Origin of the sequence: Pseudomonas alvandae (assembly GCF_019141525.1) — a bacterium.
Taxonomy (GTDB): Bacteria; Pseudomonadota; Gammaproteobacteria; order Pseudomonadales; family Pseudomonadaceae; genus Aquipseudomonas; species Aquipseudomonas alvandae.
Window position 1 is genome coordinate 1,603,212 of the sequence record NZ_CP077080.1, and the last position, 19,280, is coordinate 1,622,491.

17 protein-coding genes are annotated in these 19,280 nt (G+C 60.7%); 10 read left to right on the forward strand and 7 right to left on the reverse strand.

Annotation, left to right across the window (positions count from 1 at the left end):
• Positions 1-7: 7 nt before the first annotated feature.
• Positions 8-1,129, reverse strand: a complete 1,122-nt coding sequence (gene gpgS / locus KSS97_RS06945) for an N-acetylglucosaminyl phosphatidylglycerol synthase (RefSeq protein WP_030140821.1) — start codon at positions 1,127-1,129, stop codon at positions 8-10.
• Positions 1,130-1,439: 310 nt separating this feature from the next.
• Here gpgS and KSS97_RS06950 point away from each other — a divergent pair, with 310 nt between their 5' ends.
• Positions 1,440-2,927 (forward strand): helicase HerA-like domain-containing protein, encoded by a 1,488-nt coding sequence (locus tag KSS97_RS06950; RefSeq protein ID WP_217861368.1) that lies wholly within the window; start codon positions 1,440-1,442, stop codon positions 2,925-2,927.
• A gap of 139 nt (positions 2,928-3,066) precedes the next feature.
• Here KSS97_RS06950 and KSS97_RS06955 read toward each other — a convergent pair whose 3' ends face one another.
• Positions 3,067-3,522, reverse strand: a complete 456-nt coding sequence (locus tag KSS97_RS06955) for a DUF721 domain-containing protein (protein WP_030140819.1) — start codon at positions 3,520-3,522, stop codon at positions 3,067-3,069.
• A 308-nt stretch (positions 3,523-3,830) separates the two neighbouring features.
• Between KSS97_RS06955 and secA the strand changes: the two genes are divergently transcribed.
• The 3 genes from secA to KSS97_RS06970 all read left to right on the forward strand — a co-directional run bounded on the left by secA (position 3,831) and on the right by KSS97_RS06970 (position 9,003).
• Positions 3,831-6,572 carry a preprotein translocase subunit SecA gene (gene secA / locus KSS97_RS06960; RefSeq protein WP_030140818.1) on the forward strand — a complete coding sequence of 914 codons (2,742 nt, stop codon included), beginning with the start codon at positions 3,831-3,833 and terminating at the stop codon, positions 6,570-6,572.
• Positions 6,573-6,692: 120 nt separating this feature from the next.
• The gene (gene argJ, locus KSS97_RS06965; protein ID WP_030140817.1) at positions 6,693-7,910 is read left to right on the forward strand and encodes a bifunctional glutamate N-acetyltransferase/amino-acid acetyltransferase ArgJ; all 1,218 of its coding nucleotides are present in this window, start codon (positions 6,693-6,695) and stop codon (positions 7,908-7,910) included.
• A 148-nt stretch (positions 7,911-8,058) separates the two neighbouring features.
• Positions 8,059-9,003, forward strand: coding sequence for a Nudix family hydrolase (locus KSS97_RS06970; protein WP_030140816.1), 945 nt, complete (start codon positions 8,059-8,061; stop codon positions 9,001-9,003).
• A 117-nt stretch (positions 9,004-9,120) separates the two neighbouring features.
• Here KSS97_RS06970 and KSS97_RS06975 read toward each other — a convergent pair whose 3' ends face one another.
• The 3 genes from KSS97_RS06975 to KSS97_RS06985 are packed head-to-tail and all read right to left on the reverse strand — an operon-like array spanning position 9,121 to position 12,705.
• Entirely contained in the window at positions 9,121-9,702 is a 582-nt protein-coding gene (locus KSS97_RS06975) for a cob(I)yrinic acid a,c-diamide adenosyltransferase (protein ID WP_217861369.1), read from the reverse strand.
• Between the two features lie 2 nt (positions 9,703-9,704).
• Complete coding sequence (locus KSS97_RS06980; RefSeq protein ID WP_030140814.1) at positions 9,705-11,741, reverse strand: sensor histidine kinase; 2,037 nt, start codon at positions 11,739-11,741, stop codon at positions 9,705-9,707.
• 46 nt (positions 11,742-11,787) lie between these two features.
• Positions 11,788-12,705 (reverse strand): putative 2-dehydropantoate 2-reductase, encoded by a 918-nt coding sequence (locus tag KSS97_RS06985; RefSeq protein ID WP_030140813.1) that lies wholly within the window; start codon positions 12,703-12,705, stop codon positions 11,788-11,790.
• Positions 12,706-12,847: 142 nt separating this feature from the next.
• Here KSS97_RS06985 and KSS97_RS06990 point away from each other — a divergent pair, with 142 nt between their 5' ends.
• Positions 12,848-13,333, forward strand: coding sequence for a YajQ family cyclic di-GMP-binding protein (locus KSS97_RS06990; RefSeq protein WP_030140812.1), 486 nt, complete (start codon positions 12,848-12,850; stop codon positions 13,331-13,333).
• Positions 13,334-13,462: 129 nt separating this feature from the next.
• Positions 13,463-14,305, forward strand: coding sequence for a mechanosensitive ion channel family protein (locus KSS97_RS06995; protein ID WP_030140811.1), 843 nt, complete (start codon positions 13,463-13,465; stop codon positions 14,303-14,305).
• Between the two features lie 165 nt (positions 14,306-14,470).
• Here KSS97_RS06995 and KSS97_RS07000 read toward each other — a convergent pair whose 3' ends face one another.
• Complete coding sequence (locus tag KSS97_RS07000) at positions 14,471-15,727, reverse strand: OprD family porin (protein WP_217861370.1); 1,257 nt, start codon at positions 15,725-15,727, stop codon at positions 14,471-14,473.
• Between the two features lie 819 nt (positions 15,728-16,546).
• Here KSS97_RS07000 and KSS97_RS07005 point away from each other — a divergent pair.
• Positions 16,547-16,972: an HIT family protein gene (locus KSS97_RS07005; protein WP_217861371.1), complete on the forward strand. Its 426-nt coding sequence runs from the start codon at positions 16,547-16,549 to the stop codon at positions 16,970-16,972.
• 3 nt (positions 16,973-16,975) lie between these two features.
• Positions 16,976-17,182 (forward strand): SlyX family protein, encoded by a 207-nt coding sequence (locus tag KSS97_RS07010; RefSeq protein WP_217861372.1) that lies wholly within the window; start codon positions 16,976-16,978, stop codon positions 17,180-17,182.
• A gap of 70 nt (positions 17,183-17,252) precedes the next feature.
• Here KSS97_RS07010 and KSS97_RS28575 read toward each other — a convergent pair whose 3' ends face one another.
• Positions 17,253-17,858 (reverse strand): cold-shock protein, encoded by a 606-nt coding sequence (locus tag KSS97_RS28575; protein WP_030140807.1) that lies wholly within the window; start codon positions 17,856-17,858, stop codon positions 17,253-17,255.
• A 394-nt stretch (positions 17,859-18,252) separates the two neighbouring features.
• Here KSS97_RS28575 and KSS97_RS07020 point away from each other — a divergent pair, with 394 nt between their 5' ends.
• Both KSS97_RS07020 and KSS97_RS07025 read left to right on the forward strand, forming a co-directional pair.
• On the forward strand, positions 18,253-18,726 hold the full coding sequence (locus KSS97_RS07020; RefSeq protein ID WP_030140806.1) for a Dps family protein: 474 nt from the start codon (positions 18,253-18,255) through the stop codon (positions 18,724-18,726).
• A 206-nt stretch (positions 18,727-18,932) separates the two neighbouring features.
• Entirely contained in the window at positions 18,933-19,274 is a 342-nt protein-coding gene (locus tag KSS97_RS07025; protein ID WP_030140805.1) for a ribbon-helix-helix domain-containing protein, read from the forward strand.
• Positions 19,275-19,280 lie beyond the last annotated feature (6 nt).

Consider the following 19,280-nt stretch of genomic DNA (forward strand, 5'->3'; position numbering starts at 1 on the left):
TTGCGCCTCACCCATTGGCCAGCATGGGCATCTCTGCGCCAAGCACGCTGTAGTAATGGCCCAACAGGCTGTTGACCACCGAATCCCAAGCGTAATGCCGTTCCACGTGCCGGCGCGCCCGGGTGCCGCGCTGCTGGCAGCCTTCGGCGAACAGTTGCCGCACCGCGTTCGCCATCGCCTGGGGATTGTTTGGCGCGCACAAAAGGCCACAGTCTTCGTGGACGAGCTCGCTGAACGCGCCCGCGGCGACCGCCACCACCGGGATGCCGCTGGCCATGGCTTCAAGGATCACCAGGCCGAACGTCTCCTGGTCGCCGGCATGCAAGAGGGCGTCGGCGCTTGCCATCAGCCGGGCGACTTGCGGCGCGGGGCAGAACTCATCGATCACGGTGACGTTGTCCGGCACCACGGCTGGCATGGAGGAACCCACCAGCAGCAGGTGGTAGCGCTCGCCCAGGCGCTTCATGCACTTGAGCAGCACCGGCAGGTTTTTTTCCTTGGAGCCGCGCCCGGCGAAAATTAGCAGGCGGGCATCTTCGGCGATGCCCAGCTCGGCGCGCAGCTCAGGGTCGCGAGCGGCGGGGTTGAAGGTCTGCAGGTCTACGCCCAAGGGCTGCACGTAGACATTTTTGACCCCCAGCCCGGTCAGCTTGTCGGCCATGACCTGGCTCGGCGCCAAGACCCGGTCGAAGTTGCCGTACAGCTTGCTGACATAGGCTTCGATGTTGGGGGTGAACCAGTTGCCCATGCGGTTGCTCACCAGCAATGGCAGGTCGGAGTGATAAAAACCGATGACGGGCACATCAAGCTGGCGACGGGCATCGAGGGCCGCCCAGGCGGTGAGATAAGGGTCGCCGACTTCAATCAGGTCCGGCTGCAGATCGCGCAGGACATTGCGCCAGGGCGCCAGGCGAAGCGGGAAGCGATAGCCCTTGCCAAAGGGGAGCGGAGGGGCCGGAACCTTGTAGATCCCGTCCTGCTCACTCAGGTGAGCGCCGGGAATCAAGAGGCTGTGGCGGATACCGGGCCGATTGCCCAGGCGCCGGTGCTTGGCATCCAGATAAGTGCGCACGCCTCCACTGGCGGGGGCGTAGAACATGGTTATGTCCGCTATATGCACGATGAACATCCCTCCGGTCTGTGTTCTCCAGTGTTGACCTTTAGTAAGAATAGATGTTCGGTTGGGGTTGCGGTGGCGTAGTCGTGATGCAGATTCCCGTGGCGAGGGAGCTTGCTCCCGCTGGGCTGCGCAGCGGCCCCAAAATCTTGGGAGCGCTTCGCTCTGGAGCGCCAGCCCGGTCCAGCGGGAGCAAGCTCCCTCGCCACATGAGAGCGGTCAAATGCGGTTTTTATTTCCAGCGCCAGGGTCTTAATACGCTGGGCATGCTTTTATATAAGCGCGCAAAATGGCGTCATATCGCAAACCCACAGGTGACCAAATGCCTGATTCATCGCAACTCATTATCGGGGCCGACCTGGCCGGCCAACCTGTCGCCCAGGCCATGCGCCTGGCGAACCGTCATGGTCTGGTGGCGGGTGCCACCGGCACAGGCAAGACCGTTACCCTGCAACGCCTGGCCGAAATGTTCAGCGATGCCGGCGTGGCGGTGTTCGCGGCGGACATCAAGGGCGACCTGTGCGGCCTCGGCGCTGCCGGTGCTCCCCAGGGCAAGGTCGCCGAGCGCATCGCCGGCATGCCCTGGCTCGGCCACAAGCCCCAGGCTTATCCAGTGACCTTGTGGGACATCCACGGTAAATCCGGTCATCCGTTGCGCACGACCTTGAGCGAAATGGGCCCGTTGTTGCTCGGCAGCCTGCTGGAGCTCACCGATAGCCAGCAGTCGGCGTTGTACGCGGCGTTCAAGGTGGCCGATCGCGAGGGCCTGTTGCTGCTGGACCTCAAGGACCTGAAGGCACTGCTCAATCACCTCAAGGACAATCCCGAGTTGCTCGGCGACGACGTGGCCTTGATGACCACCGGTTCCAGCCAGGCGCTGATGCGGCGCTTGTCGACGCTGGAGCAGCAGGGCGCCGACGCCTTGTTTGGTGAGCCGGCGTTGCAGCTCGAAGACATTCTTCACCCGGCCAGCGATGGTCGTGGTCGCATCCATTTGCTGGACGCCAGCCGCCTGGTCCATGAGGCGCCGAAGGTCTACGCGACGTTCCTGCTCTGGCTGCTGGCCGAGCTGTTCGAGCAACTTCCCGAGCGCGGCGATGCGGACAAGCCTTTGCTCGCGCTGTTCTTCGACGAGGCTCATCTGTTGTTTGCCGGTACGCCAAAGGCATTGCAGGATCGCCTGGAGCAAGTGGTGCGGTTGATCCGCTCCAAGGGCGTCGGGGTGTATTTCGTCACCCAGTCGCCAGGCGACCTGCCGGACGATGTGCTGGCGCAGTTGGGGTTGCGCATCCAGCACGGTTTGCGGGCCTTTACGGCCAAGGAGCAGAAATCCTTGCGGGCGGTGGCGGAGGGGTTCCGACCGAACCCGCAATTCGATGCCTTGGCGGTGCTGACCGAGCTGGGCATCGGTGAAGCCCTGGTTGGCACCTTGCAGGAAAAAGGCACGCCGGAAATGGTCCAGCGCGTGCTGGTGGCGCCGCCGCAGTCGCGTATCGGGCCGCTGAGCGAGGCTGAGCGGGCCGGGTTGATTGCCAGCTCCCCGTTGCAGGGGCGCTATGACAAGCCTATCGATCGCGAGTCGGCTTATGAAGTGTTGATGGGCCGCAAGGGACTGGAACCCCAGGCCGAAGCGGCGCCGGGCAAGCCGGCGGCGGACGAGCCGAGCTTCACCGAACAGGCTGGGGAATTCCTCGGCACCGCGGCGGGCCAGGCCTTGAAATCAGCGATGCGCCAGGCGGCCAATCAATTGGGCCGGCAGTTGGTGCGTGGGTTGATGGGATCGTTGCTGGGGGGTAGCAAGCGGCGGTAGGTCAAAGACCGAGTCGCCCCCTTCGCGAGCAAGCTCGCTCCCACAGGAGATCTTCAGCGGACACAGATTTTGTATCCACCACGAATCCACTGTGGGAGCGAGCTTGCTCGCGATAGCCAGTTAACAGGCGACGAGAATTTCAGCCCTTGGGCCGCGCATGCGCCGCCAATCGTTCCAGCGCCGCCTTGAGGTTGGGGTCGCTGATGCCTTCGGCGGTGGCCTGGATGGTCGCGGCCGCGTCGGTCGACAGGTCGAGGGTATGTCCCTTGGCTCCGGCCTGTACGGTCGGCGGCTGGACCTTGAACAGGATGCGCGTCAGGTTGGCGAATTCTTCGAAAGCCTGCAGTTGACGCAGCAAGCGTTTTTGCTGGTAGCGCAAGCGCGTGGCCCAATGGCCGTCGGTGACGATCAGCAGCAAGCTGCCTTCGCGCCAGGACGCCACATGGCAATGCTCGCGCGCGGCGGGTTGCAACTGGCTGTCCAGCAGGCGTTGCAGATGACCCAGGCGCCTGGCGTGGCCGAAGATGGCTTTCAGCGGCTTGGCTTCGCGCAGCAGAACGGCGGGTGCCTTGGCTGGAAGAGGGCGGAAGGCCATGAACTGATACCGCAAATGACAGGAGCGCCATGGTAGCAGAAAGCGCCGGATGCGCCTCGATCCGCTCGTCCTGCGACCTTTTATCCATACAATCAATAGGTAACTTCTGCACCTTGTGGCTTGAAGTTCGCGCAAAAGCCCTTATTTTAGGGAGGCCCCGTCACAGCGCTGTGCCAGCATCGTGGAATAACGCCACTTTCCTCACCATCGTTTCCGGGTAGAATGCTCGTTCGCATGCGGCCATGAGGGCTGCACGGGCGACTCACGGGGCCGCCCTCCATCCCTTTAGTGTGGAAGATCCTGCCGATATGTTTGCGCCTTTGTTAAAGAAACTTTTTGGAAGCAAGAACGAGCGTGAAGTCAAGCGCATGCTCAAGACGGTACAGATCGTCAATGCCTTCGAAGAGCAAATGGTGGCCCTTTCGGACGATCAGTTACGCGCCAAGACCGCCGAATTCAAGGACCGCATCGCCAAGGGTGAAACCCTTGACCAGATCCTGCCCGAAGCCTTTGCGGTCTGCCGCGAAGCCGGCAAGCGGGTGATGGGCATGCGCCACTTCGACGTCCAGTTGATCGGCGGCATGACCCTGCACGAAGGCAAGATCGCCGAAATGCGTACCGGTGAGGGCAAGACCCTCGTGGCCACCCTGGCGGTGTATCTCAACGCATTGTCCGGCAAGGGCGTGCACGTGGTGACGGTCAACGACTACCTGGCCCGCCGCGACGCCAACTGGATGCGCCCGCTCTACGAATTCCTCGGCCTGACGGTCGGCGTGGTCACGCCGTTCCAGCCGCCGGAAGAGAAGCGCTTCGCCTACGCTTCCGACATCACCTACGGCACCAACAACGAATTCGGTTTCGACTACCTGCGCGACAACATGGCGTTCAGCATGGAAGAAAAATTCCAGCGTGAACTCAACTTTGCCGTGATCGACGAAGTCGACTCCATCCTCATCGACGAAGCCCGTACCCCGCTGATCATTTCCGGTCAGGCCGAGGACAGCTCCAAGCTGTACATCGAGATCAACAAGTTGATCCCGCAGCTCAAGCTGCACGTCGAGGAAGTCGAAGGCGAAGTGACCCAGGCCGGCCACTACACCGTCGACGAGAAGACCCGCCAGGTCGAGCTCAATGAATCCGGTCACCAGTTCATCGAAGAGATGCTGACCCGCGTCGGCCTGCTGGCTGAAGGCGAAAGCTTGTACTCGGCCCATAACCTGGGCTTGCTGACCCACGTCTATGCCGGCCTGCGTGCCCACAAGCTGTTCCATCGCAACGTCGAATACATCGTGCAGGACGGCCAGGTCGTGCTGGTAGACGAGCACACCGGCCGTACCATGCCGGGCCGTCGCCTGTCCGAAGGCCTGCACCAGGCCATCGAAGCCAAGGAAGGCCTGAACATCCAGGCCGAGAGCCAAACCCTGGCCTCGACCACCTTCCAGAACTACTTCCGCCTGTACAACAAGCTGTCCGGCATGACCGGTACCGCTGACACCGAAGCGTTCGAATTCCACCAGATCTACGGCCTGCAAGTGGTGGTGATTCCACCGAACAAGCCGCTGGCGCGCAAAGACTACAACGACCTGGTGTTCCTGACCGCCGAGGAGAAATACGCGGCGATCATCAACGACATCAAGGAAGGCATGGCCCAGGGCCGTCCGATCCTGGTGGGCACCGCCACCATCGAGACTTCCGAGCACATGTCCAACCTGCTCACCCAGGAAGGCATCGAGCACAAGGTTCTGAACGCCAAGTTCCACGAGAAGGAAGCCGAGATCATCGCCCAGGCCGGTCGCCCGGGTGCGCTGACCATCGCCACCAACATGGCCGGTCGTGGTACCGACATCCTGCTGGGCGGCAACTGGGAAGTGGAAGTCGCCTCCCTGGAAAATCCGACCCCCGAGCAGATCGCGCAGATCAAGGCCGACTGGCAGAAACGTCACCAGCAAGTGCTTGAGTCCGGCGGTTTGCAGGTGATCGCTTCCGAGCGTCACGAATCCCGTCGTATCGACAACCAGCTGCGTGGCCGTGCCGGCCGCCAGGGTGACGCCGGCTCCAGCCGCTTCTACCTGTCGCTGGAAGACAGCCTGATGCGCATCTTCGCCTCTGACCGGGTGAAGAACTTCATGAAGGCCCTGGGCATGCAGCCGGGCGAGGCGATCGAGCACCGCATGGTGACCAACGCCATCGAAAAGGCCCAGCGCAAGGTCGAAGGCCGCAACTTCGATATCCGCAAGCAGTTGCTGGAGTTCGATGACGTCAACAATGAGCAGCGTAAAGTGATTTATCACATGCGCAACAGCTTGTTGGCCGCCGACGACATTGGCGAAACCATCGCCGATTTCCGCCGCGAAGTGCTCGACGCTACCGTCAGCGCCCACATTCCGCCGCAGTCGTTGCCGGAACAGTGGGATATCGCGGGCCTGGAAGCTTCCCTGCGCAGCGATTTCGGCGTGTCCTTGCCGATCCAGCAGTGGCTCGACGAAGACGATCACCTGTACGAAGAAACCCTGCGGGAAAAACTGCTGGCCGAGCTGATCGCCGCGTACAACGAGAAAGAAGACCAGGCCGGTGCCGAAGCGCTGCGCTCCTTCGAGAAGCAGATCGTACTGCGTGTGCTGGACGACCTGTGGAAAGACCATCTGTCGACCATGGATCACCTGCGCCACGGCATCCACCTGCGCGGCTACGCCCAGAAGAACCCGAAGCAGGAGTACAAGCGCGAGTCCTTCACGCTGTTCTCCGAGCTGCTGGATTCGATCAAGCGCGACTCGATCCGTGTCCTGTCCCACGTCCAGGTGCGCCGCGAAGACCCGGCCGAGGAAGAAGCTCGCCTGCGTCAGGAAGCCGAGGCGCTGGCCGCGCGCATGCAATTCGAACACGCCGAAGCGCCAGGGCTGGAAGTGGCTCAGGCGATGGAAGAGGGCGTCGATGTGGATGTCGCCCTGGCCACCGCGCCGGTGCGCAACGAGCAGAAGCTGGGCCGTAACGAACTGTGCTACTGCGGTTCGGGCAAGAAATACAAGCATTGCCACGGGCAGATCCAATAAACCCGTTTCAACGCTGAGCGACCCGCGCCGCGACAAGAGTCTCTTGTCGCGGCGTTTTGCCATTTGATCCGTCGTCTTGATAAGGGCGATGACGAACACATTTATTTAAGGAGCGCATTCATGGCTGTTGGTCTTGGTCCGTTGCCAACGTTGCACCCGGTTGCCGGTTTTGAACTCGGTATTGCCTCGGCCGGCATCAAGCGCCCCGGGCGCAAGGATGTCGTGGTCATGCGTTGCGCCGAAGGCTCGACGGTGGCGGGCGTGTTTACGCTCAACGCGTTTTGCGCCGCGCCGGTGATCCTGGCCAAGCAACGCGTGCAGGGGCCGGTGCGTTACCTGCTGACCAACACCGGTAACGCCAACGCCGGCACCGGCGCGCCAGGCCTGGCCGCCGCCGAGCGTACCTGCGCCAAGCTGGCCGAACTGACGGGCGTCGATGCCAACCAGGTGCTGCCTTACTCCACCGGTGTGATCGGCGAGCCGCTGCCGGTCGAGAAGATCGAAGGCGCGTTGCAAGCCGCCCTTGATGACCTGTCGGAAAACAACTGGGCCGCCGCCGCCACCGGCATCATGACCACCGACACCTTGCCCAAGGGCGCGAGCCGCCAGTTCCAGCATGACGGCGTGACCATCACCGTCACGGGCATCAGCAAAGGTGCCGGGATGATCCGGCCGAACATGGCGACCATGCTTGGCTACATCGCCACCGACGCCAAGGTATCGCGCCAAGTGCTGCAGGACCTGATGCTCGACGGCGCCAACAAGTCGTTCAACCGCATCACCATCGACGGCGACACCTCTACCAACGACTGCTGCATGCTGATCGCCACCGGCAAGGCCAACCTGCCGGAAATCACCGAAGCCAGCGGCCCGCTGTTTGCGGCCCTGAAGCAGGCCGTATTCGAAGTGTGCATGGAAGTGGCCCAGGCCATCGTCCGTGACGGTGAAGGCGCGACCAAGTTCGTGACCGTGCAGGTCAACGGCGGTGGCAATCACCAGGAATGCCTGGACGTCGGCTACACCGTGGCGCACTCGCCGCTGATCAAGACCGCGTTGTTCGCTTCCGACCCGAACTGGGGCCGGATCCTCGCCGCTGTCGGCCGTGCCGGCGTGCCGGACCTGGACGTGAGCAAGATCGACGTGTTCCTCGGCGAAGTCTGCATCGCCAGCCAGGGCGCCCGCGCCGCGACCTACACCGAAGCCCAGGGTGCGGCAGTGATGCAGCAGGAAGAGATCACCATCCGCATCGAGCTGGGCCGGGGTGATTGCAGCGAAACCATCTGGACGACCGACCTGTCCCACGAGTACGTCAAGATCAACGCTGAATATCGGACTTGAGACCGAGTCGCTCCTATCGCGAGCAAGCTCGCTCCCCCAGTGGAACTGCGTTGTGAACACGTTTGATGTCGCTCAACAAATCCCTGGGGGAGCGAGCCTGCTCGCGATGGTGCCGGTACCGACTCCATGAACGCTGAGGAATAGCGCGGTGAAACGAATTCATGTGGCGGCGGCGGTCATTCGTGACGCCGCTGGTAAAATCCTGATTGCCCGTCGGGCCGACACCCAGCATCAAGGTGGCCTGTGGGAGTTTCCCGGCGGCAAGGTCGAGGCCGATGAGTCCGTCGAAACCGCCTTGGCCCGGGAGCTGAACGAGGAACTGGCTATCGTCGTCGAAGCCGCCCGGCCCTTGATCAAGGTGCGCCACGATTACCCGGACAAACAGGTCTTGCTGGATGTTTGGGAGGTGTCCGCCTTCAGGGGCGAGCCCCATGGCGCCGAAGGTCAACCGCTGGCGTGGGTGACGGCCCGTGAGTTGACGAGTTACGAGTTTCCGGCGGCCAACCAGCCGATCGTCGCGGCGGCCCGTTTGCCGGGCGAATATTTGATTACGCCCGAAGGCCTCGAGACGCCGGCCTTGCTGCGCGGCATGCAGAAGGCAATTGCCGGCGGGATAAAGTTGGTCCAGCTCCGAGCGCCCAACGGCTACGACCCGCAATACCGCGACCTGGCGGTGGACGCGGTAGGGTTGTGTGCCGGCAAGGCGCAGTTGATGCTCAAGGGACCGTTCGAATGGCTGGGGGATTTTCCCTCCGCCGGCTGGCACATCACTGCCGCGCAACTGCGCAAGCATGCGGCGGCCGGTCGCCCGTTCGGCAAGGACCGCTGGCTCGCGGCCTCGTGCCATAACGCCGAGGAACTGTCCCTGGCGCAGCAGATGGACGTGGATTTCGTCACGCTTTCGCCTGTGCAACCGACCCAGACCCATCCCGATGCCAAGCCGTTGGGGTGGGATGAGGCGGCGCGGTTGATCGAAGGTTTCGACAGACCGGTTTATCTGTTGGGTGGGGTGGGTCCCGGAGAGCGGCAAAAAGCCTGGGAAGCTGGTGCGCAGGGTGTGGCGGGGATTCGGGCGTTCTGGCCTGAGGTTTGATTTTGTGGTGTAACCGCTGACGCCATCGCGAGCAAGCTCGCTCCCACAGGGGTTTTGTGAACGCCGAAAATCCCGTGTGGGAGCGAGCTTGCTCGCGATGGCGGCCTCAAGAACGATTCAGCCCTCAGGCTTGGCCGCCGCCTCCCAAAGCACCTCCGCCACCCCCTGCCGCCGGGCAATGACCCGTGCGGCCACGAACAACAGGTCCGACAACCGATTGATATAGGCCAGCCCCGGCCCGGCCAACGGCTCCACCGCGTTCAGTTGCTGGCAACGACGCTCGGCACCACGGGCCAGCGCTCGGCAGACGTGCGCTTGCGCGATCAAGGAAGAGCCACCGGGCAGGATGAAGTTCTCCAGCGGTCCCAGCTCCTCGTTCCACAGATCGATCGCCGCTTCCAACCGCTCGATTTCCGCCACATTCAAGGCTTGGTAAGCCGGCATCGCCAGTTCACCACCCAAGTCGAACAGCCGGTGCTGACAAGGCGCCAACACCGCGATGACCTCCTGCAGCGCGGGATGCCGGGTTGTTTCTTCGGCTAGACCGGCCAGCAATAACCCTAGCTGGCTGTTCAGCGTATCCACTTCGCCAATCGCCTCGACCCGCGGGTGATCCTTTGCCACGCGGCGGCCATCGCCCAGCCCCGTTTCACCTTTGTCACCGGTGCGGGTGTAAATCTTCGACAGGCGAAAACCCATGTTCAGCGCTCCACTGGCTTGTTTTCCTGGGCCACCATCGAAGTGCCCGCCAGGGGCAGGCGCAGGGTGAAGCATGTGCCCTGGCCTGGCGCGGATTGCACTTCCATCTGGCCCTTGTGATTGTTGGTAATGATGAAATACGAGACCGACAGCCCGAGGCCCGTGCCCTGGCCGATTTCCTTGGTGGTGAAGAACGGCTCGAAGGTGCGTTTGCGCACGTTCTCGCTCATGCCGATGCCGTTGTCCTCGACCTGGATTTCCGCCCATGGCGGATTCAGGCGAGTACGCAGGATGATTCGGCCGGGCTCGCTATCGTCCTGGCGTTGATGAATGGCCTGGGCAGCATTTTTCAGCAGGTTGAGCAGCACCTGTTCCAACTCGTTGGCCGTACCGGGCACCGGCCCCAGGTTCGGGTCGAACTGGCGGGTGATCGCCTGGCCCTTGAAGTCGAAGCCGATCGCCAGGTCGAAGTCGTTACCGGCAATTTCGACGGCCTGGTCGATCAGCGCCGGCAGGTCGCAAGGCGCCATTTGCCGCGTGCTGCGCCGGCTGAAACTGAGCATGTGAGTGACGATTTTCGCCGCCCGGGCGCCGGCCTGCTGGATGCCGTCGAGCAATTGCGGGATCTCGCGGCTTGCCAGGTAACGGTTGACCACTGGCAAGTCGATACCCAATAGCTCGGCCTGTTCCAGATTCTTCGGCAGTTCCGCCGACAGGCGTCGGCGGATGTTCTGCACGTTGTGCAGGATCGCGCCGAGCGGATTATTGATCTCATGGGCCATGCCTGCCGCGAGGCCACCGACCGAGAGCATTTTCTCCGACTGCACCATCATTTCCTCCAGCGACAGGCGCTGGGTGATGTCGTCGATGCGGATCACCACGCCCCGCCCGGCGCCGCCCATCAGTGGATAGAAAGTCAGGGCGTAGTGCCGGGCTTCGTCGTCCTTGGTCCAGGTGACACGCTCGATTTTCGCCACCGTATGCTGTTCGACCGTTTGCTTGAGTTGGGGCAGGTACGGCTTCAGGGGTTCGAAAGCGAGGAATATCGGCTGGTTCAGCGCTTCGTCCAGTCGTGTGCCGGAGAGCGCGCTGGCTTCCTGGTTCCATTGGGTGACGTAGAGCTGCTCATCGAGGGCAATCAGCGCCGATGGCATGGAGTCGATGATGCTGTTGAGGTAGTTCTGGAAGCCGGTGAGTTTTTTCTCGATCTTGCTGCGCACCTGGACTTCCAGCTCCAGCTTGCGGTTGGTGTGGCGGGTTTCTTCCGCCAGGCCCTGGGCTTGGTCATAGGCCGCCTGGGAGTCGTCCCGCGCACGCTTGAGTTGCTGCTCGCGCGCTTCGATCCGCGACAGCATGGTATTGAACGCCTCGGCCAGGCTGCCGATCTCATCATGATTGCCACGGGCGGCGCGCAAGGCGTAATTCTCCTCGCGGGTGACCTGGCGCGACAGCTCTTCGAGTTGGTGGATCGGTTGCGTGATCAGGCGTTTGATCTGCTGGGCAATGACCAGCCACAGCAGCACGCTGAAAATCAGGATGCCGAGGCTGGCGGTCAGGGTGCCGGTGTAGAACGCCGTGGGCAATTCACTGCTGGCCACCAGCAACAGATGGCCGGGCGCAGTGCCGGGACGGGGCAGGGTGATGATCTGGTTGCTGCGAAACTCACCGGCCTGCCAGGCATGTATGTTGCGGTAATGGTCCGGCAGCTTGAGCTTTTCGCCCTGTTGCAACTGTGCCAGGCGTTCGCCTTGGCCGTCGTACAGCGCTGCCGCCCTTAGCGGTGCGTAGCTGTTGAGTTCGTCGAGCAGGCGCTGGGCGCTTTGGGGTGATTGCAGCGCGTCGGCGATCAGGCTCGGGTTGGCCACCAGTCGGCCGATGGTCTGCAACGCCTGGGGCGCCATGCTTTCCTGGGAAATGTAATAGGCCGCGCTGATGAAGGTCAGGTTGGCCACCAGCAGGACGGTGGTCAACAGCACCAACAGGGCCGCCAGCAGTTTCTGGCCGACCGGGAGATTTTCAAGACGCTGGCGCAATGGCATCGGACTCGTCGCTAACAAGGAACACGAGGGCCAGCGTAGCCGCTGCTCAGTCGCTGGGCAATCCGAGGTTGTCCAGGTGGGTAATCAGTCGTTGGCGCATTTGTTCAAGGTGCGGCACCGCCACGCCATGCCGCTCGGCGACTGCGCAGGCGTGGCCGAGCAGGTAGCTGATTTCGGTGCGCCGCTGGTTGGCGACGTCTTGGTACATCGAGGAGTAATTGGCGGCGGTGGCCTGGATCACCCGCTCGACTTCTGTCTGCAAATCTTCGGCGGCGGCGGGCTGGCCGCAGCGTTCGAGTAGCTCGATGAGTTCGGCGCAGAGAGTCGCGACTTCGCAGCGATGCGCTTGCAACTCACCGTTCTTGCAATGATGAAGTACGGTCAGTGGGTTGATCGCACAATTGAGGGCCAGTTTGCGCCACAGGCGGGTGAGGATATCGGCGCTCCATTCGTGGGGGATACCCGCCGCCGCCAGGTCGTCCAGCCAGATCGGCGCGACGGGGTGGGCGGGATCCCCCAGCCAGGTGTAGCCATGGCCGGCGAAGACCACGCGCCAGTCACCGTCGCGGAACGCGCCCTCGGTGCTGGAGGCGCTGATACAGCGCGCCCGAGGCACGCAGTTGGCCACGGCGTCCTGGCTGCCGAGGCCGTTCTGCAACAGGATCAGTTCCGAGTCGCTGTCCAGGCGATGGGCGACCGAGGCAACGGCGGCTTGCGCATCGTAAGCCTTGCAGGCCAGGAGCAAGCGCTTGATCGGCTCGGGGTTGTGCACGGTTTCGCCTGGCACCGGGTAGCACTGCGCCTGGCCCTGTTCCACCAGCGTCAGGCCGCCGGCGGCGAGGTAATCCTGCAGCCGCTGTTCATTGCGCAGCACCAGCCGCACCGGCAGGCCTGCGCGGGCCAGGCGCGCGGCCCATAGCGTGCCGAGGCTGCCGGCGCCCAGGACATGCCAGGTGGTGGACATCAGTTTTTTACTCGGTTTGGTGCTGGCATCTGCGGGGCTCGCGGTAACGGCGGGGAAAGACCCGTTATAATGAGCCCGATTTTAACCACAAGCCAAGTGCGCGCCGTTTCATGAGCGCGCCTTTTTATTTGGAGAACACTACATGCCGTCATTCGACGTGGTATCCGAACTGGACAAGCACGAAGTCACCAACGCCGTTGAAAACGCCGTCAAGGAACTCGACCGTCGGTATGACCTCAAGGGCAAGGGCAGTTTCGAGTTCAAGGAAAAGGACCTGACCGTCAACCTGACCGCCGAGGCCGATTTCCAGCTCGAGGCAATGATCGAAATCCTCAAGCTCGCGCTGGTCAAGCGCAAGATCGACGTACAGTGCCTTGAAGTGAAGGACGCCTACGCCTCGGGCAAGGTGATGAAGCAGGAAGCCGTGCTCAAGGAAGGCATCGACAAGGAATTGGCCAAGAAGATCGTTGCCCACATCAAGGACGCGAAGCTCAAGGTCCAGGCCGCCATCCAGGGCGAGCAGGTGCGGGTCACCGGCAAGAAGCGTGACGACTTGCAGGAAGCCATTGCGGCACTGCGGGGCAAGGAGTTCGGCATGCCGCTACAGTTCAATAACTTCCGCGACTGACCCCTCAGTTATAGGGAACACTGTGGCGACCGCTGGGCTGCGTAGCGGCCCCTTTGGTGGGTGCTGCGCCCCCAAGCGGGAGCAAGCTCCCTCGCCACAATTGCGTGCAACGGAAACAAGGAGAACACGATGGATTTGAACGCTGAAGTGGACCATCTGGTCAAGGCTTCCCAGGCCTGGATCCCGATGATCATGGAATACGGCAGCCGGGTGCTGCTGGCGCTCGTCACCCTGGTCATTGGCTGGTGGCTGATCAACAAGGTGACGCAGAAACTCGGGGCGCTGCTGGCCCTGCGTAACGCCGACCTCGCGCTGCAAGGGTTCATCAGTACCCTGGCAAACATCATCCTGAAGATTCTATTGATCGTCAGTGTCGCTTCGATGATCGGTATTGAAACCACCTCGTTCGTCGCGGCCATCGGTGCGGCAGGCTTGGCGATCGGCCTGGCCTTGCAGGGCAGCCTGGCGAATTTCGCCGGTGGCGTGCTGATCCTGCTGTTCCGTCCGTTTCGCATCGGTGACTGGATCGAAGCCCAAGGCGTGGCCGGTACGGTCGATAGCATCCAGATCTTCCACACCGTGATTCGTACCGGTGACAACAAGACCGTCATCGTGCCAAACGGTAATCTCTCCAACGGCATCATCACCAACACCAACCGCCAGCCAACCCGCAAGGTGGTGTTCGATGTGGGTGTGGATTACCAGGCCGACCTGCAAAAGGCCCGGGAAGTGTTGCTTGAGTTGGCCAAGGATGAACGCGTGCTGGCGGATCCAGCGCCTGAAGCAGTGATTTCCACCTTGGGCGACAGTGCGATCACGGTGTCGTTGCGTATTTGGGTCAAGACCGCAGATTACTGGAACGTCATGTTCATGCTCAATGAGCTGGCGCGGGATCGCTTGAAGGACGCGGGCATTGATATTCCGTTTCCACAACGAGTGATTCGGGTGGTTCAGGAAGGACCGGCGCAATAACGACTTGAATATAACTTGGCACTGGAGTCAGGTTATATTTAGCTAGCTTGCTATTTAATAAGTTGTGTTAAAGCTGACATTGCAACGGACATAAAAAAACCGCTCACCTGGATCAGGTGAGCGGTTTTTGTTTGTTGCGGGTGCAGCTATCGAACTAGCACTGAATTACAAGATGCTCAGTGGGTATTCGACGATTACGCGGAAGTCGTTGTTGTCTCGGTTGCCACTGGCGGTGGTGTAAGAGGTGTTGGTGCGGTAGAAAGCGCTACGAACACGGAACGACAGGTCTTTGGCTGGACCGCTTTGCATAACGTACTTGGTTTCGAAGTCCCATTCGTGCTCTTTTGCTTCGCCATCAGCGGTGGAAATGTTGTCACCGGTAACGTAACGAGTCATGAAGCTCAGGCCAGGAACGCCGTAGGTTTTCATGTTCAGGTCATAGCGAGCCTGCCAGGAACGCTCGTCCTGACCGTTGAAGTCGGAGTACTGGATGGAGTTGGCGAGGAAAATGGTACCGCCGCCGTCAACGCCATACACGTAGCCGGTATCACCGGTGGAGCGCTGGTGAGCCAGGGTGAACTTGTGGGCACCGATGGCATAGGCTGCTGCGAGGGACCAGATGCGGTTGTCAACGTCGCCGCTGAGCTTCTGGCCTTGGTCCTGGCTGTCATAACCGTTGAAGTCGAAGTTCAGGGACTGATCTTCGTTGATCGGCAAGGTGTAGTTCAGGTTCAGGTATTTCTTTTTGTAGTGGTCTTCAACATCGGAAGCCGCTACGCCACCGACGAAATTGTCGGTGAACTGGTAGGTTGCGCCAACGATGTCAGCGGATTTCAGGCCAAGACCGTCATCACCCATGCCAGTTTGCGAGCTGATGGCGTTGAAACGACCTGCGGTCAGCTCCAGGCCTTTGATTTCTTTACTGGTGAGCAGGGTACCAGTGGCAACTTCCGGCAGCAGACGGCTGTCGTCAGTGGAGAAGACCGGGCTGGTAGTGAACTGGTTACCGTATTTCAGGACGGTGTCGGACAGACGGAATTTAACCGCGCCACCCACTTTCGATTGTGTGTCTTCCAGGTTGCCGTCGCTGTCACTAGCGAACAGACCGTTACCGGCACGACCGCTGCCGCCATCGAGGCGAACGGTGCCAAATGCGAAGCCGTCAACGCCTACACCAACGGTGCCTTGAGTGAAGCCCGACTCGTAAATGGCACGAGCGGCAACACCAGACTCTTCACGATAACTTTGACGAGTGTTTGGTTCGTTCTTGAAATCGCGGTTCATGTACAGCGCACGGGTCAGAACGGTCAAGCTCTGATCTTCGATAAAACCCTTGGATTCCTCTTGGGAGGATGCCATTGCGAACTGCGAGGTACTGGCCGATACAGCCAGTGCGATCATGCTCCACTTCATCACGCGCATCGTGATTTGCTCCTTTGGTTTTTAGAAGAGTACTGCCGTCCCACCTGTTTTTTTATCTGGGCGGCTCTTTCTTTTTGTGTCGGCGCAAACTTATATCACGTCGACATTCTTTGGCGATACTTGCCCATTCAACCTTTCAGCTTCTTTACGACCATGTCGCCAATGGCTCGATCCATGTCGCATTTCAGCTGAGCCGAGGTGTGCGGAATGACAACTTCAAGTTGTTCTTTGATTGCACGCTTCGGTGTAAAGAGTCCGTAAGTCCAACCTTGAAGCTCCTGAGGGCAGCCTTGCCACTTTAATTCTCAGGCCTGCAGGTTCCGCTTCCGGCGGCTCCTGTAGACGATATGGGCATGAATGCAACAAGCATGCACAAACCCGGATTTCGTTGACATTTTTTTCACAATTTAGCTGCGGTTGCGGTGAAACCTCATGAAACCGGGCTCCAAAGGCCTTGTTTTAAATGGGGTTGACTGTCAGGCAGCTGTCATGTTTGAAACCGTTGGAACTCACGCGACAACCAAAAACGTTACCGGTTCACCCCTTCAGTGGGTAAAACGCGGATGTCACGTGGACTGAGCGTAGACGCATTGTGCTGTTTTGGTGCAGAAAATCTTCAAGCTGTGCGAAAAGCGGACAGTCCTTACACCTGCTCGACGCAAAATGCGCCGTTACGGCACTCGGCGCACGGCATTGGTGCGCCGGGGCGGTGCGCAGTGAACGTTCCGCCGTTCACGGGTATGCTGGGCGCATGTGTCCAAGGTCGGCCGGTAGCGCCGCCAAATCGGCACAATCATCAATGAGCGAGGAGTACGCGCGGTGTTTGCCTTAGATCCACGATTGCAACAAGACACATTGCCCATCGGCGATTTCCCGCTTTGCCGGTTGCTCTTGTCCAACGACTCGAACTACCCGTGGTTCATCCTCGTGCCGCGGCGGGACGATATCAGTGAATTGTTTCAATTGGATGACGCTGATCAACAGCAACTGTGGAAAGAAACCACGGCGCTGGCCGAGACGCTCAAGGACTCGTTCGACGCCGATAAACTGAACGTTGCAACCTTGGGTAACGTTGTCAGTCAATTGCACATGCATGTAATCGTGCGCAAGCGGGACGATGCCGCCTGGCCGGCGCCGGTGTGGGGCAAGCATCCGGCACAGCCTTACGATGCAGGGCAGGTCGCGGCCATTCGCGAACGCTTGCGAGCGGTCCTGACCGATGATTTCAAGTTCCTGGAGGGCTGAACCATGAACCTTGAAGAGCGTGTAACCGACCTTGAAAGCCGCCTGGCATTCCAGGACGACACCATCCAGGCGTTGAACGACGTGCTGGTGGAGCAGCAGCGAGTCGTCGAGCGCCTGCAGCTGCAGATGGCGGCGCTGCTCAAGCGCCAGGAGGAGATGGCCGGGCAGTTCGAGTCTTTCGAAGAAGAAGCGCCGCCTCCCCATTACTGACGAACCCGAACGACGGGCACAAAAAAAACCGCGAGCAGCCAGGCTGCATCGCGGTTTTTTTACGCCTGGATCAGCGGCGCGGCAGCGCGGCGATCACGTCTTCGGCTTGCAGGCCCTTGTCGCGATGCATGACCGAGAACTCCACGCGCTGGCCCTCGACCAGGACGCGGTGGCCTTCGCCACGAATGGCCCGGAAATGGACAAAAATGTCATCGCCGGAATCACGGGAGATGAAACCGAACCCCTTGGACGTGTTGAACCACTTCACCGTGCCGGTATCGCGGTTGGACATGTCGTAGTTTTGCGGTGCGGCGGACGGCGACGACTTCTTGTAGAAGCTGACGGCCAAGTGCAGCAGTACGGCGAGCAATGCCGCCGCCAGGCTGGACAGGATGGCGGGTTGGCCGCCGATTTCCGGCATGGGCGCCAGCAGGGTCAGGGTTTGCAAGGCAACGGCCAGTACCAGCAGGGCACTGACAAGGTTTTGCAGTTGATGACGTGGACCTTTGTTCCAATAAGGGATAACGGGTGCCAGTGTCAGGTTGAGCAGGCCGAAAAAGGCCAGGTAAAGCGCGTCGGGATGTTGCAGGTAAGGTGTGGCTTCGGAACCCAGGCTAGGGATGAAGGACAGCAGCAGGGCAGCTGCGCCCATTAGCAAGTGGACGATTTTCAACATTTTGATTGGCTCACGGTTAAGACAGATCACAAGGAAGAGCTGATCGGGGGCGGTTCGCTCCAGAACAATGAGAGGCGTAGTAATACGTACCCGAATCAGCCTATGCGCGACGCCCGGAAAAATAGGCGTAGCGACACACTGCCTATTTAACAGCAAAGCCCGAGCCTTCTCAAACGTGTTGCTGGCGTGCCGGACGCTGTTCGTCGGCGGAGCGGCTGCGGGCTCCAGAAGATGCCACGTGAATAAGGATTCGATTTCAGGTTTTTCCGGAACCGCCCGCCATCCCGGCTTGTCGGTTCAGGACGGCTGGCGATTTGTCGCAGGCCTCAGGCGGCGACACCCGCTAGAGTGAAATGACCGCTGTCGAATTCATCACGTCAGGAGATCAAACCACATGGCCATTGATATCGGTATCAGCGAAGAAGACCGCAAGTCCATCGTCGACGGGCTTTCGCGCTTGTTGTCTGACACCTATGTGCTGTACCTCAAGACCCACAATTTCCACTGGAACGTTACCGGTCCGATGTTCCGGACGCTGCACCTGATGTTCGAGGAGCAATACAACGAGTTGGCGCTGGCGGTTGACCTGATCGCCGAGCGAATCCGTGCGCTCGGCTTTCCAGCACCCGGTGCTTACTCGGTATATGCGCGCTTGTCGTCCATAAAGGAAGAAGAGGGTGTGCCTGGCGCCGAGGACATGATCCGGCAATTGGTCGAAGGGCAGGAAGCAGTGACTCGCACGGCCCGTGGCATCTTTCCTTTATTGGACAAGGTCAGCGACGAACCCACCGCCGACCTGCTGACCCAGCGCATGCAGGTCCATGAAAAAACCGCCTGGATGCTGCGTTCGTTGCTGGAGGATAAGTAAGCCACGCCCAGGCGATGGTGTTGCCGTTGGCATCATCGCCTGGGCGTCAGGTTCCAGGGCTGCGTAATTTGTCGCCAGTCTTCTGTCGGCTTGTCCTACGTTGATGGTCAAAAAGTCATCTGGAACTGGCGAGCCCGTTGAGCTTCCATAGAGCCACAGATCGGTTGTTCCGACTGAGGCTCGTATGGCAAAGGAGTGTCAACGGTATGATTCAAGGAAAAGAACCCCGGGAAGATGGGTGTGGACGCTTGCAGTCTATCCGCGTCGACCCGTTCGTCAGGGGTTTCAATATGCAACTGGCCCGTCCCCTGGCCCGCTCTATCCGGCTCAATGGGTTCGCCACCTGCCTGCGGCTGGAGCAGGTCTATTGGGATATTCTCGGCGACATGGCGCACCTCAACAGTTGCTCCATCAGCACCTTGCTGTCCCATGTGGACAGGGAGGTACACCTGCGCCATGGCGGCGTGCGCAATTTCAGCGGGCTGGTGCGTGTTGTCTGCGTTGTTCACAGTTTGAAGGACGCCGGGATGGAGCATGGTGGGGCGTAGGAGCTG